Below are 14,150 nucleotides of genomic sequence, written 5' to 3' on the forward strand. Positions count from 1 at the left end.
TGCATAGAAATGCAAGTGAAATATGAGTAAGGTTATGGTTTTATTTGATGTGTTGCAAAGAGTCAGTTTAAAAATATTTACGCCTTCGATAGTGTTTGTTGATGCCAAACAGCAGTTACGGCTTATTGCTCTTATTGGTCCTCAAAAACTTGAGGTAATACCTAATATTGACTTTAAATATCAGTATATTGAGCAAGTATATCGTGCTGGTAAAATGATAGATGTAATGTGTTATTTAACGATTGATAACTGCCTTGCTAAGCGCTATTTAATAGAGAATCAAGCTGGTGCTAATATTACTCAATTTGAATATATGGATCCGCAGCAATATAGAGTCGTTTTTCAGCTAGGAGAGCATAATCAATTAATCAGTGATATTGATTATTATGATAGCCATATTGGTACCCATACAAAGAACTATAGTTTTGCTTTAGATAAGGTGACGGTAACTGAATATAACAAGCTATACAGTGCCATTATAGAGCAAGATTATTGGGGGCTTAAAAATGGATTATGTGAACGATATAATGCGCAAGGTGAGATGATATTTCAAGGCTACTACCAAGCGGGTATCGAGCGAGGTATTCATCAATATTTTTATCCTAATGGTACGATCCAATTATTAATTGAATATTTAGCTCATGGACTCGCTCATTTTCGTTATTTCTCGCCAGAATCGGTACTGATTAAAGAGGAATGGCAGACGTTATACACCTAAGTTATTTTGAAACAACAGCATAAACAAACAAGGCGCTTAAAATAGCGCCTTGTTTGTGATGATGTTACTCGCGTTAAAGAATTAGTTGTTAGCGGCTGGCGCTAGTTCAACATCATCTTTATTTTCTGCAATCATTCTTGCAGAGACTTGGTCTAATGGCTTAGTGATAAACGAGATAAATAATGCCACTAGCATAATGACCGCAGAGACATGGTAAGCAAAATCAAAGTTTAAATAATGATCCATTGAAAATGCCGCGATGACAGGACCAATAAAACCACTTACACCCCATGAGGTATAAACTACGCCATAGTTAGTACCATAATTTTTTAGACCATAGAATGCTGCGGTAAGTGATGGGAATACTGCTGGCAAGGTACCGTAACTAACACCTGCAAGTGCAGAGCCTAATAACATGCCCCATTCACCTTGGTAATGTGGGAACATCAGCATATTGGCAATTTGTAGCACGAATGATAGTGCTAGTGTACGTATGCCACCAATTTTGTCTGACAGCATACCTGCCGCAACACGGCCAGAAGTATTAAATAATGCAAGGATAACCACTAGATGCGCAGCGTCAGTCATATCAGCTTGAGCTGCAGCAATTGAAGTGATGTTACCAATAATCATTAGGCCTGTAGATGATGCTGCAAGGTACATTAACCAAATCATATAAAACTGTTTGGTTTTTAGCATACCGCGCCAGTTAATCTCAGCTTGTTTTGGTAATGCTTTAACTTCATGGTTTGCTCCTGCTTCTGGCACATAGCCTGCTGGAGGGTTATTAATGGTACAAGCTAGTGGGACTGCAATTAATAGTAAGGCTGCACCAAGTACAATAAAGGTATAGCCAACGCCATTAGCATCAATGAGGCGAGTCATTAATGGTGCAAGATAAACACCTGCAAGACCAAAGCCTGCAGCAATTAGACCGTTAACTAAGCCGCGCTTTGATGGGTGGAACCATTTCATTGCTGCTGGTGCTAAACAAGCGTAGCTGAAACCAATGCCGCCGCCTGCAAGAATACCAAAACTGATAATAAGGTGATCTGGTGTGGTTGCAAAACCAGATGCTATTAATCCTAGACCTGAAAGAATCGTGCCTGCAATGAGCACACGACGCGGACCAAATTTATCTTGAATGATACCAGCCAGTAATAATGCAATTGAGAACACAATAATTGCGGTGGTATATGGCATTGAAGCTTGGGCATTGGTCCAACCTAAATCTGTTACTAGTGCTTTTTTAAAAACACTATAAGCAAATAAAATACCAATACATAAATTGATACAGAACCCAGCAAGCAGGATCTGTTTAGCTCTGTCTAAGATTTTCATAATGTCTCTTATATAGTGTGTGCTCTATTTTGTGAGCACTTATTTATTACACTCTCAACATAAGTCATAGGTGTAATTTAATTGCGAGTAATTTAACGCGGCGAGTCTATCAGTAAAATCTAAACAAACAAAACACAGATGAGGCAGAATGTAACAGCTTGGCTGCTGTTGAATGTTATCTACAATAAAATCATAGCCTTATTTTTAATTTCATATATGGGATTATGAGAGTTGTCTTTCTCTAAAACGGGTCGTGTATGCAGCTATGTTTAATTTAATCTCATATTTGTTAATGGTTTGTTTTGTTGTTGGTGTTGTGATTTGTTATTAGCATTTAATTGAAATGATGAATATTTTAATATTAATCTTAAATATAGAGTTATTATAATAAGTTTAATTTTTAAAATTATCTTATTAGAAATAAAATAATAAATTCCTATATTCAATCTATACTTATTTTACTACTTTAGAGTAAGGAATATTTTATGACATTAACTTCATTATTGATCTTTTTGGTTATCGGTGCTGTCGCAGGGTGGTTAGCGGGTAATATTATGCGCGGTGGCAGTTTTGGTTTGTTGGGGAATATTGTTATCGGTATCGTTGGATCAGTTATTGGTGGTTTTGTATTTGGATTACTAGGCTTTAGTTCTGCAGGGCTCATAGGCTCTATTATTACTGCGACTGTTGGTGCGGTTTTGCTGATCTTTATTATTGGTAAGATTAAGTCATAATTTACGTTATTTGTGAAACTAAGCACTGTATCAAAATGCAGTGCTTTTTTATGACTGACATTACTTGATTGCACTCTATGATTGCATCCATTAGGATACAAGTATAAACGTCGTCAAGGAGATGATGCATGCAGCAGGATGCTAAAGGTTTTACATTAATCGAACTTGTGTTGGTCATTATTATTTCAGGCATAGTGACGGCATTTATTTCATCGAAATTTATCAATCTCTCCTCTGATGCCCATATTGCAATGGTTAAACAATTGCATGCTAAATTAATTGGTCAGACTCGCACATTTCATATTAAACAACAGCTACAAGGAAAACTTGACGGTGCTCAACCTGCGCAAGTTCAAGGGCAATTGGTTTATAGCGTAAATGGTTATCCTCATGTCAAAAATGAACCTATTGGAGATATGGGGCAGGGCATTGCATATTTACTGGGATTAAATGAACAAGAATATGATATTGAACGTTTACCCATTACAGATGCAGATAAAACTCAAATTATTATTTATCCAAAAAATACTCGTCAAAAAGAAAGCTGTTTCATTTCATATACAGAAGCATTGCAGGAGATGAGTAAACCAACAATCGAAATGGATTATAGTGGCTGTTAGTGATTATCGCTAAAATTACTTTAAATAGTTAATTACTACATTATTTGGTAATAATAATGCATCTTTATTAAATGTACTCTGTATTTTGATTTTTATAATCATAGAGTTATTAATACTTTTGTTATTTCTTAAAATAACCTGTAACTTTCATTGAACTGTGGATTGTTGCTGTATGGTAATAATCTTTTACCTTTCTATCGTATTATCATCTTATCTGATAGGCATATACTTGGCGCCATCTTCTGGAGACACACTGGTTTCAACGCATTAAAGACTGATCATTTTTAATGGGATGTAATCGCGATGATAAGTGATGAGGCGCTTATGATTGATGAAGTGTGATTTATGAAGTTAACAATTCTTCTCGTGTATTTTTTATTCGTTTTATCTGTTTTTATGTTTTAAGGAAGACTGATGTCTAAAGTATTAATCCATCCTGCTGTTGATAATGGCGTTAAACCTTCTATCGCTGGTTTTCAAGGTGGAGAACTAAGCTGTCACTGTGCAGATCATAAAGTAACTGTTCGTTTAACTAGCCAAACTGCTCATAACCACGTATGTGGTTGTTCAAAGTGCTGGAAGCCTGAAGGCGCGTTATTTTCACAAGTTGCTGTCGTTTCTCGTGATAATTTAACAGTAACGGCTAACGAAGATAAGTTAGTGATTGTTGATACCGCTGCTGCTATCAATCGTTATGCTTGTAAAGAATGTGGCGTACATATGTATGGCCGTATTCCTAACGAATCTCACCCATTCTTTGGTCTAGACTTTGTTCATACTGAACTAAGTAAAGAACAAGGTTGGGCTGCTGCTGAGTTCGCTGCATTTGTTTCATCAATAATTGAAACTGGCACTAACCCTGCTGATATGCCTGCGATTCGTGCTCGCCTAAATGAACTTGGTTTAAAGCCATATGATTGCTTATCTCCAGCATTAATGGATGCTATTGCAACTCATATTGCTAATCAAGCTAAGTAATCTTTTAGCAATATATTGATTATTTGTCTCGAGTCTTTATTTATTTAGCTAAAGACGTTAAGAAGCCCTTAATCTCATTTGATTAAGGGTTTTTTATTGAATGATGTTACGCCTAGCAATAGCAGCATCTTTTGGGGATATATGCCTATTCCCACTCCATGACCTACTGATATAAATTATGATTTCAACTCTATTAAATTTCTTTAAAAGAAACAAAGCACCAAGTGTGCTGTTACATCCTGCAATTGATTTTGGTATGAAACCAGCTGCTGTTGGCTTTCAAGGTGGTGTATTAAGTTGCCACTGTCGTGATCATCAAGTCAAAGTACAATTAACAGGGCAAACTGCACACAACCATGTTTGTGGTTGTTCTAAGTGCTGGAAACCTGAAGGCGCACTATTTTCGCAAGTGGCCGTTATTTCACGTAATAATGTCAAAGTTATTGCGAACGAATCAAAATTAACCGTGGTTGATGGTAAAGCTACAATCAACCGTTACGCATGTCGTCAATGTGGCGTACATATGTATGGCCGTATTCATAATGAAGCACATCCATTTTTCGGTTTAGACTTTGTTCATACCGAACTGAGTGATAAATCGGGCTGGGCGCCAGCACAATTTGCAGCATTCGTTTCATCAATTATTGAAACCGGTACAAATCCTGCTGATATGGCGGCAATCCGTGAGCGTTTGCTTGAGCTTGGTTTAGAGCCATATGATTGTCTTTCTGAAGATTTGATGGATGCCATTGCAACGCATGTGGCGAATAGCAAAGTAAAAATCCATCCCGCAGTCGATAATGGCGTTAAGCCGGCCATCACTGGCTTTAATGGTGGTGAGCTTGCATGTCATTGCCAGAGTAATAAAGTCAAAGTACAGCTAACTGCACAAACCGCGCATAATCATGTTTGTGGCTGCTCAAAGTGTTGGAAGCCTGAAGGTGCATTGTTTTCACAAGTTGCTGTTATCTCACGTGACAATGTCAAAGTGACCGCAAATGAAAACAAGCTAGCTGTTGTTGACAGTGCTGCAGCAATTAATCGATATGCATGTAAAGAGTGTGGTGTGCATATGTATGGCCGCATTCATAACGAAGCGCATCCATTTTTCGGTTTAGACTTTGTTCATACAGAATTAAGTGATAAATCCGGTTGGGCACCAGCACAATTTGCAGCGTTTGTTTCATCAATTATTGAAACGGGTACAAATCCTGCTGATATGGCGGCAATCCGCGAACGTTTGCTTGAGCTTGGTTTAGAACCATATGACAGCCTCTCTGAAGACTTGATGGATGCTATTGCTACTCATGTTGCCAATGCAAAAGTAAAAATTCACCCGGCAGTTGATCATGGTATTGAGCCTGCATCACCTGATTTTAATGGTGGTGAGTTACAGTGTCACTGTAATAAAAATCGCGTCAAAGTAAAACTGAATGGTCAAACAGCACATAACCATGTTTGTGGTTGTTCAAAGTGTTGGAAACCTGAAGGCGCGCTATTTTCACAAGTTGCCGTTATTGGGCGTGAAAATTTAACCGTCACAGCGAATAACAATAAATTGCAAGTCGTTGACGATAGTGCTGCTATCCATCGTTATGCTTGTAAGAAATGTGGTGTTCATATGTATGGCCGCATTCATAATGAGGCACATCCATTTTTCGGTTTAGACTTTGTGCATACTGAACTAAGTAATAAGAAAGGGTGGGCGCCAGCACAATTTGCAGCATTCGTTTCATCAATAATTGAAACCGGCACTAATCCTGCTGATATGGCGGCAATCCGTGAGCGTTTACTTGAGCTTGGTTTAGAACCATATGATTGTCTTTCTGAAGACTTGATGGATGCTATTGCGACACATGTGGCGAGTAGTAAAGTAAAAATCCATCCAGCAGTCGATAATGGCGTTAAGCCGGCCATCACTGGCTTTAATGGTGGTGAGCTTGCATGTCATTGCCAGAGTAATAAAGTCAAAGTACAGCTAACTGCACAAACCTCGCATAATCATGTTTGTGGCTGCTCAAAGTGTTGGAAGCCTGAAGGTGCATTGTTTTCACAAGTTGCTGTTATCTCACGTGACAATGTCAAAGTGACCGCAAATGAAAACAAGCTAGCTGTTGTTGATAGTGCTGCTGCAATTAACCGATATGCATGTAAGGAATGTGGCGTACATATGTATGGTCGCATTCATAATGAGGCACATCCATTTTTCGGTTTAGACTTTGTTCATACTGAACTGAGCGATAAGGGCGGTTGGGCACCTGCACAATTTGCAGCGTTTGTTTCATCAATCATTGAAACAGGCACTAATCCTGCTGATATGGCTGCAATCCGCGAGCGTTTGCTTGAGCTTGGTTTAGAGCCGTATGATTGTCTTTCTGCGGATTTAATGGATGCTATAGCGGCACATGTAGCTAAGCAATCTTAATCGTCATTTTAAGTTAGATAGCCTCCAATTTATTGGGGGCTTTTTTTATCGCTAAATATTAGTAACAATAAGGTTTTAATTGAGTAGAGAGTCTAAAGTGAGATCGTTTATTTTTGCCGTTTTATTTGCGTTAATTTGGGTCGCTGTTGTTAATTTAACCGGTATGCCATCTGGCATGCCGTTAACTGAATATATTGTGAGTTTGCTTGACCCTGTTAGTGCTGTGGGAGGTCTATCATTTAGTTTAGCTTGGGGATTAGGCGTGCCAGAAACGATTGCAATTGGTTTGGGCTGGCTATCTCTGTTTATTGCTGCTGCGATTGGTGCTTGGTTTGGTAAAAAACAAGCTAATAACTAAGGTTGTTATAGTGTATTGATTTGTTGGCTAAGTTTACTTTTTTAATACAACTTGCCGTTGAATATATTGGTATCGCTTGTGCATTGTGAGAACGGAGAGTATGGAGTGATCAATTTGTTAACCTTTTAACCTAATGCTAAAATTTAATAACCTAGTTATTATCTTGGCAACATATGAAGCAGAAAGGTTTTACCCTTATTGAGCTGGTTATCGTGATCATTATTGTTGGGATCTTAGCCGTGATTGCTATCCCTAAGTTTGTTAACTTGCAAAAAGATGCTCGTATTGCAGATTTAAAGGGAATAGAAGCGAGTTTAAAATCAGCTAATTCGTTAGTGTATAACAAAGCATCATTAAAAGGTTTGGCAGGATTAGAGTACGGCAATTATCATAATGATTACGATAATTGGTTAATTATTGATGGTAAGAAAATAAGCCTTCATTACGGATATGTGTTAGGAACTGCATGGAATGTTGGAGGCATCTTAAATGTGAGTAAAAAGGATTGGAATATCAGAAGTACTGGTGGAGTATTTGCCACGGCTTATCTTACCCCAAAGTCCGCTCCAGCATTTGAGTCTACAAACGTTTCAGATATTGAAGCTTCGCAATGTTATTTAGCGTATGGATTTAATAAAATGAATTTTGAAGTTCCAGTTTATTCGTTAGTGACTAATGGCTGCTAAATCGATGTACATACGTAAATTAAATGCGCTCAATGAGCGCATTTTTCATTTATAAGCTAGATTCTATCCCAAGCTTGACGCCAATGCTGGCTATCACCAGGTGCGTAAGCTTTTAGTTCACACCAAGGTGTTTGTGGCCAATCTTTACAGCGATAAATACGGCCGTTTTTGGCCGTGACCTTATCACCCGCTTGATACTTAATACCTGCACGATAGCGTGGCGCTTTAAAATGAGGTAATAGTTCAGGCTTGGAATTATTAGTTGTGAGCTTGATTAATTTCCATGGGCCATGTTCATGATCAAATTGTGGTCGCTCACCTTGAGTCCACCACTTTGCCCGCCATAGACGCCCTAAATAGCGTGCAGTATCGCCTTTTTCATAGATGGTTTGCTTATCCCATTTAGCCAAACCAGATGGACGTTCGCTTGGCAGTGTTGTTGGCGTATTGGCGGAGACAGGAGCGGTAAAGGTGATGCTACCAAGTGATATAAGCAGCAGCCCCGTCAGAGAAAATTTATGCATAAAAGTGAAAATAGTGAATGGTATTATGCGCAGATCATCTCAGTATTGAATTAAGACAATCTTAAATACAGCAGTGATGGATTGAGTTATTGCTCGTCACGTAAAATTTGTACTACATATCGCATCACTTGCTTAGAGTAAATCAGAGCTGTGTGACTTAAATGAAACACTTTATGCTGAGTCATACCTGTTAGCTTTGTTTCATTTAATAACACGGTACCATCAGACGCACTATCTTTATGGATAAGTGGCATTATCCCTAAAGCGAAATCACCTGCAATACTATAGAGCTTGGCAGCAAAGGGCCAAGTTTGGTGGTAGGGGAGTAAGTAATCAACACTATTATTAAGTAATCGTTGAAGGCCCCGTTCCTGTATCTGTTTAGCTATATTTGAGCCTTGATGCGGCGTGCCAAGTGTGATGACCTTATTGATAAATTGTGATTGATGACTATCGGCCTCAAGGTATGCTCTGGCAACTAAGCCTCCCATGGAATGACACACAAATACACTGGGTTGTTCATCAATAAAAGCATCTATTGTTGCAAAAATTTGTTCTTTATTGGGATTGAGAGTGTTGTAACTCAGATTTAAGACTTCAAATCCTTGTCGCTCAATGTATTTTGCTAATGGCCACATCACTAAGCCCGACATATATAAACCATGCAGAATAATCACTTTTTGGGTGGCGGACATTGTTATTCCTTGATGTTGCTATAGAGCGCTTATGTTATTGATTTAATTTAACAGTACCGAAGTAATTTTTAAATATGTGATTTGCTTTATATCGATAGCTTAGCTGTTTGGTGAAGAAAATATTTATTAACCAAATCTAAGTTGATTTATTTTACTATTGTTGAAATGCTTGGTTGTGATGGTAGAGGGATAGCGTGGAGGGGCTAATAATTAGCCCCGTTATTGGTTTTAAAACTCGCGGTTAATAAGTGTCATAGATTCAATCAATATTGCAGCGTTCTTTGGTTCAATATTGCGCGTAAGCTCTTTAACTAAAGCAAGATGTAATTCATTATGATGCTTATGTAATGCCAGACCCGTTTCAGTCAAGTCGACCACAATTGCACGGCGATCATCATCTTGTGTTGAACGAGTCAGTAACTTTGCTTTTACCAGTTTTTCCACTTGCACGGTTAATGTTCCCGTGGTGATCCCGAGCTTTTCAGCTAGTTCTTTCATGCGCATTGCACCATGACAACCAAGTACTTCAATGGTATGGATCTGTGCTAATGAATAGCCAGTTTCTTTAACGACCGAATGTTCCCATGACGATAACTTATCGTAAAATTCTACCAATAGTTGGTTGAGTTGTTTTAGCTGTTGGATATTCATTGAGCTTTATTGAGTTCAATTGTCAGATGATTAATTTTATCAAATTTTTCTAGTTGATGTTTATAGTCTGCTACAGTTTTATTTGACGGCGCTAATATACTGATGGCAGCGGAGTAATGATCGGCACTTATGCGCCAAATATGTAGGTCAATGACTTTGCTACCATCTTGTTCAAGCTGTTGGATAACTCGTTGTTTATAATCTTCGTTGATACTGGCATCGAGCAAGATTGGGCTGGTTTGTTGCATTAAACCAATGGACCATTTTGTGATAACAATGGCGCCGACAATTCCCATGACTGCATCTAGCCAAGTCCAGCCTAAATATTTGCCAATGATTAATGCGAATATCGCTAATAATGAGGTAAGAGCATCGGCTAGAACATGTAAATAAGCCGCTTTTAAGTTGTGATCTTGATGTGGTTTATCATGCTGTTCATGTTCATGTTCATGTTCATGTTCATGTTCATGTTCATGTTCATGTTCATGTTCATGTTCATGTTCATGTTCATGTTCATGTTCATGTTCATGTTCATGATGCTCATGGCTGTGGTGGTGACCATGATTATGCAGGAGCAACATGCTGACTAAGTTTACGATTAAACCAATAATAGCGACTAAGATGGCTTCATTAAATTGAATTTGATCTGGATTAACTAACCGATGGATTGATTCAATTGCCATCATAATGGCGACAATACCAAGTGCAATGGCACTAGTGTAGCCACCTAATACACTGACTTTACCTGTCCCAAATGAGAATTGTGGGTTAAATCGGTGCTTTTTAGCATACCAATAAGCAAACAGAGTAATACTAAAAGCGGCTGCGTGGGTTCCCATATGCCAGCCATCTGCCAATAAGGCCATTGAGCCATAAATCGTACCCGCTGTAATTTCTACAATCATCATGACGATGGTTAATATTAAGACATAGAGAGTGCGTTGTTCACCTTGATGTTGGTGACGATTAAAATTGTGCTGATGACTTAAATGTAACGCTGATGAGCTACGATGAGTTGATTCTTGCATATTGTTTGATTATCAAAATATTTGATGATCATGTTATTTGAACATCAAGAATGATGTCAATCTATAAATTTAATACGGTAAGGAAGATGGGCTAGTGATATAACCGACTGCCTTCTTATATTTGCTATAGACCACAAGGCAGTGGTGAGTGAGATAACTTGTATCAGCTATGTCTAATTAAAATTGAACACATTTAATTATTAGAAGTAATAACCAAAGTTGATATTAATGCGGGTGTTATAATCCTCGGCGCTACCAGCTAAGCTACCACCAATAAAGGGTTGGTTCTTCGCTGTAATTAAATCAATCTGAGTGTAAAGACCACCAGAGCTAACCGCTACACCAAACACGTTCATTATCGTATCTTCAGCATTGCCAGATTTATTAGTGACGAATCCTAAATCATCATAGAATTTGAGATTAGTGATAGGTCCCCATTTAACATCCATTGAGTAAGTTAAACTACCAGTATAGGATTGTGCTGAGGTTGGGATAGTGTCATAGAATGCCCAGGCACCCACGGCAATAAAGTCGCGATGCTGGTTTAGGTTGTACTCATAATCGGTAAATTGCAGTAATGCGCCCCAGTTTTTGCCCATATTGGCTTTTAAATGCAACGCATAGGCAGTGCGATCTCCTGCATCACCAGTACTGTTTTCCAGCTCACCATACATGGCTGAAGCACCCAACTGGACATTATCAAAGTCATAGGTATAACGTAAATTAAAGGTATTACTTTCTGCTAGAGCGAATAAGACGTTATTACCATCTTGATCTTTCTCAAATTTTCCTACGATGTCATAGGAGTATCGATCTGTCCGACTATTACTCCCCATCCAACCGTCAATACCGCCTAGTTCATCATTTTTGAAGAAACCTAAATCGATATTGTGCTTACCATAGTCACCAGTAAAGACGATACCTGCATCATAGTCATCTTCTAAGCCTAAATAGAAGTTAGTACTAAAAAAGAAACTATTAGAGTTATATTTTAGGTTACCAAAAGGGACTTGAGTGATACCAATTTTACCGAGCCAGTTGTCATTAAATTGATAGCCAACATAAGCATGATGAATAACATCCATATATTGGTACCAGCGATACTCTGCTGACAAAATAACATCGCCAATTGAGCCATCTAAATTGAGTCTGAAGACATCCATATCGATATCGCCACCACGATCCCGATTACTTTCACTATAGTCTTCAAATGAATATTGAAAACGTACCGCACCGCCTACTGTAATATTAGGTTTAGCGCTTTCAATTTTTTTATCAACAGTTTTATCTTCCTGCTGTACTTCTTGTTTTAGGGCATTAAGTTCTTTTTCTAGCGCCGCAATACGAGCATCAGTATCTTCAGCTGCTTGTACCATCACAGGTAAACAAGCTAGAGCGCCTATCATCATCCGGTGTAGCATGGGGTGTCTCCCTCTATTTTTACAGAACTAATTTATAAATAAGTTATTAATACTTAATTAGATTTTATAATTAAGCATTGCCTCTAAGGGCTGCGCCGACGTTTGGTCGTTATCTAACTTATAGACGTGTTCTAGAGAATCACCATTAAGGTGTTATTAACCTTTTTAGTTGAGCAGTCTGTTAATAACGGGTTAAATAATAACTCTCATTATTGACTCTAGTTATTTCTGTTTATTAATCAATAGCGACTAATTTAGTTGGCCTGTTTATGTCGCTATTTATCATGCTTTCTGTATAGCGGACCCATTTTATTGATCAAGTTTGAAATTGGATATTATTGGGTATTGCCAACTTCAGCATTATTCATTAGTAACAACTAGTTAACAATATACTACATTAGGCCTATATTGAATTGGATTCAACCTTTGTTTGTTTGAAGGATTGATTTTAGTTAAATAATGGATCTGCTATGCTGCCACCGAGCCCTATTTTAAGAAGAATTATTTATGCTTAACCCTACCGTTGTGGTGTTTCCTTATGGTGAAATAAATATCAGTAGTCAACTGCTGCTGTATAAAACTCACCTTAATCACACTTATATTGTGACTGAAGAGACTCCATTTCATCCTGTTTCTCATATTTGGCCAGATCATCCTGCAGATCGTGGTGAATTGATTATTGATGAGCAAATATTCACTGTGACTGATTGTGTTGTTGGCGCAATTGATCGAACGGGTGAGTTATTTATTGGTGCAGATATTCCAGTAAAGCGAGAAGAGGCTGGCTGGCAATTTGTGGTCGTACATCAAATCGATGCATTAATTGAGTTACGGCCATCACAAACCGTCATGCTGCGAGTCGATAAAGATTATCAAGACAGTTTAAGCCGTGCTCATAGCGGTGCACATTTAGCGGCATTAGCTTTGAACAAAGTGCTACATCAAGATTATTGGCGTAAACAGCCTGATCGCAATGATGAGCTGGGGCATCATCATTTTCATCGTTATGCTGAGGAAACCAGTTTTGTCAGCCCTGATACTTGCATTGATACTTATCGATTAGGTAAAACCTTGCGTAAACGTGGTTTAAATAGTGATGATGTCGTCACTAATTTAACGGTGATTGAAGCCCTAGTTAATCAACAGCTGGCGATTTGGTTAGTCACTCAAGCTGAAATTAAGATGGTGTGTAAAGGGCCGTATTTAACCGATTCACGTTATTGGACCATTAATCTTGATGCAACTGAGATCTGCATGCCATGTGGCGGTACTCATATCAACAGTCTTGCCCAACTTATATCATTAACGGTGCAGCTTAAACTGGATCAAGCTGGGCAAATTATCATGACCACTCAAACTAAAGCAACTAAAGCAGCTTAACAACCTTTAGTATTGAGTGTGAAATTAGGTGTGCTGGTGGCAGTTGCTTGCGTATAAACCAAATGGCAGTCAGTTTCAGGTGCACCGTTTTGCCTGATAATCAAGGTGTCATCACTATGGCTATTGCTGGTAATGATCCAATCTGCCTTAGCTTGTGTGATGGCAGAATCTAAATGTCCTGCAATATTGGCATCCAACACTTTCGCTAAATTGGCGATATCAGCCGTTAAATAACCATGACCAATATTAATTTGACTGCTGGTGTTACCTGAACCTATGGTTAAACTCGAGTTGGTTTGGCGCTGTTGACCATTGGCGGCGGCTTTTGAATAAATAATATTATTAGCCCCTGCAATGCTATCTTGAATGCCATGAAGTGTTGCGACTCTTGCATCACTATTGAGGTTGATGATTTGCGGTGCAGCTGCAACGGATAATATCCCCATTAGAGTGATAACCACCACGACTTCTTGCAGCGTAAAACCAAGATTATTGCGTAACATGTTATCTCCCTATAAGCATATTAGAACCAAGGATAATAGGGGATTAAGGCGTAACATGTCACTGCATTAGTTGATTTTCAGATTAAAG

At 38.4% G+C, this 14,150-nt stretch carries 15 protein-coding genes and 2 pseudogenes; 10 read left to right on the forward strand and 7 right to left on the reverse strand.

Annotated features, from left to right (window positions below):
• The first annotated feature begins 22 nt into the window (after positions 1-22).
• Positions 23-718 (forward strand): toxin-antitoxin system YwqK family antitoxin, encoded by a 696-nt coding sequence (locus JCM15074_RS01275; RefSeq protein ID WP_025819485.1) that lies wholly within the window; start codon positions 23-25, stop codon positions 716-718.
• Between the two features lie 81 nt (positions 719-799).
• Here JCM15074_RS01275 and JCM15074_RS01280 read toward each other — a convergent pair whose 3' ends face one another.
• On the reverse strand, positions 800-2,059 hold the full coding sequence (locus JCM15074_RS01280; RefSeq protein WP_025819486.1) for an L-lactate MFS transporter: 1,260 nt from the start codon (positions 2,057-2,059) through the stop codon (positions 800-802).
• A gap of 485 nt (positions 2,060-2,544) precedes the next feature.
• On the opposite strand from JCM15074_RS01280, the gene JCM15074_RS01285 reads away from it, so the two are divergent.
• The 8 genes and pseudogenes from JCM15074_RS01285 (at position 2,545) to JCM15074_RS25355 (ending at position 7,860) form a co-directional block, all read left to right on the forward strand.
• Positions 2,545-2,793: a GlsB/YeaQ/YmgE family stress response membrane protein gene (locus JCM15074_RS01285; RefSeq protein ID WP_025819487.1), complete on the forward strand. Its 249-nt coding sequence runs from the start codon at positions 2,545-2,547 to the stop codon at positions 2,791-2,793.
• 128 nt (positions 2,794-2,921) lie between these two features.
• On the forward strand, positions 2,922-3,413 hold the full coding sequence (locus tag JCM15074_RS23365; protein WP_025819488.1) for a type II secretion system protein: 492 nt from the start codon (positions 2,922-2,924) through the stop codon (positions 3,411-3,413).
• Between the two features lie 414 nt (positions 3,414-3,827).
• A complete protein-coding gene (gene gfa / locus JCM15074_RS01295) occupies positions 3,828-4,391 on the forward strand; it encodes an S-(hydroxymethyl)glutathione synthase (protein ID WP_025819489.1) in 564 nt (187 codons plus the stop codon).
• 178 nt (positions 4,392-4,569) lie between these two features.
• Positions 4,570-5,166: pseudogene (gene gfa / locus JCM15074_RS25530) on the forward strand (S-(hydroxymethyl)glutathione synthase); the annotation flags it as partial.
• Positions 5,152-6,264 (forward strand): annotated as a pseudogene (gfa, locus tag JCM15074_RS25535) (S-(hydroxymethyl)glutathione synthase); the annotation flags it as partial. The pseudogenes gfa (JCM15074_RS25530) and gfa (JCM15074_RS25535), both read left to right, overlap by 15 nt.
• Positions 6,250-6,816, forward strand: coding sequence for an S-(hydroxymethyl)glutathione synthase (gfa, locus tag JCM15074_RS24505; RefSeq protein WP_234400138.1), 567 nt, complete (start codon positions 6,250-6,252; stop codon positions 6,814-6,816). The pseudogene gfa (JCM15074_RS25535) and the gene gfa (JCM15074_RS24505), both read left to right, overlap by 15 nt.
• A 97-nt stretch (positions 6,817-6,913) precedes the next feature.
• Positions 6,914-7,174, forward strand: a complete 261-nt coding sequence (locus tag JCM15074_RS01305) for a hypothetical protein (RefSeq protein WP_025819491.1) — start codon at positions 6,914-6,916, stop codon at positions 7,172-7,174.
• 173 nt (positions 7,175-7,347) lie between these two features.
• The gene (locus JCM15074_RS25355) at positions 7,348-7,860 is read left to right on the forward strand and encodes a prepilin-type N-terminal cleavage/methylation domain-containing protein (protein WP_025819492.1); all 513 of its coding nucleotides are present in this window, start codon (positions 7,348-7,350) and stop codon (positions 7,858-7,860) included.
• Between the two features lie 56 nt (positions 7,861-7,916).
• Here the strand turns inward: JCM15074_RS25355 and JCM15074_RS01315 are convergent, their stop codons facing one another.
• The 5 genes from JCM15074_RS01315 to JCM15074_RS01335 form a co-directional block, all read right to left on the reverse strand.
• Positions 7,917-8,384: a carbohydrate-binding protein gene (locus tag JCM15074_RS01315; protein ID WP_025819493.1), complete on the reverse strand. Its 468-nt coding sequence runs from the start codon at positions 8,382-8,384 to the stop codon at positions 7,917-7,919.
• Between the two features lie 86 nt (positions 8,385-8,470).
• Positions 8,471-9,079: a PGAP1-like alpha/beta domain-containing protein gene (locus JCM15074_RS01320; RefSeq protein WP_025819494.1), complete on the reverse strand. Its 609-nt coding sequence runs from the start codon at positions 9,077-9,079 to the stop codon at positions 8,471-8,473.
• A 228-nt stretch (positions 9,080-9,307) separates the two neighbouring features.
• Entirely contained in the window at positions 9,308-9,730 is a 423-nt protein-coding gene (locus JCM15074_RS01325) for a MarR family winged helix-turn-helix transcriptional regulator (protein ID WP_199899762.1), read from the reverse strand.
• Entirely contained in the window at positions 9,727-10,758 is a 1,032-nt protein-coding gene (locus JCM15074_RS01330) for a cation diffusion facilitator family transporter (protein WP_025819496.1), read from the reverse strand. Before JCM15074_RS01330 ends, JCM15074_RS01325 begins: the two co-directional genes overlap by 4 nt.
• Positions 10,759-10,958: 200 nt before the next feature.
• Complete coding sequence (locus JCM15074_RS01335) at positions 10,959-12,179, reverse strand: putative porin (protein WP_051536793.1); 1,221 nt, start codon at positions 12,177-12,179, stop codon at positions 10,959-10,961.
• A 507-nt stretch (positions 12,180-12,686) separates the two neighbouring features.
• Between JCM15074_RS01335 and JCM15074_RS01340 the strand changes: the two genes are divergently transcribed.
• Positions 12,687-13,559, forward strand: a complete 873-nt coding sequence (locus JCM15074_RS01340; protein ID WP_025819498.1) for a hypothetical protein — start codon at positions 12,687-12,689, stop codon at positions 13,557-13,559.
• On the opposite strand, the gene JCM15074_RS01345 is transcribed toward JCM15074_RS01340, so the two are convergent.
• Entirely contained in the window at positions 13,556-14,062 is a 507-nt protein-coding gene (locus JCM15074_RS01345; protein WP_025819499.1) for a type II secretion system protein, read from the reverse strand. The genes JCM15074_RS01340 and JCM15074_RS01345 overlap by 4 nt on opposite strands.
• Positions 14,063-14,150: the final 88 nt, after the last annotated feature.

This window comes from Shewanella marina JCM 15074, assembly GCF_000614975.1.
Classification (GTDB): domain Bacteria; phylum Pseudomonadota; class Gammaproteobacteria; order Enterobacterales; family Shewanellaceae; genus Shewanella; species Shewanella marina.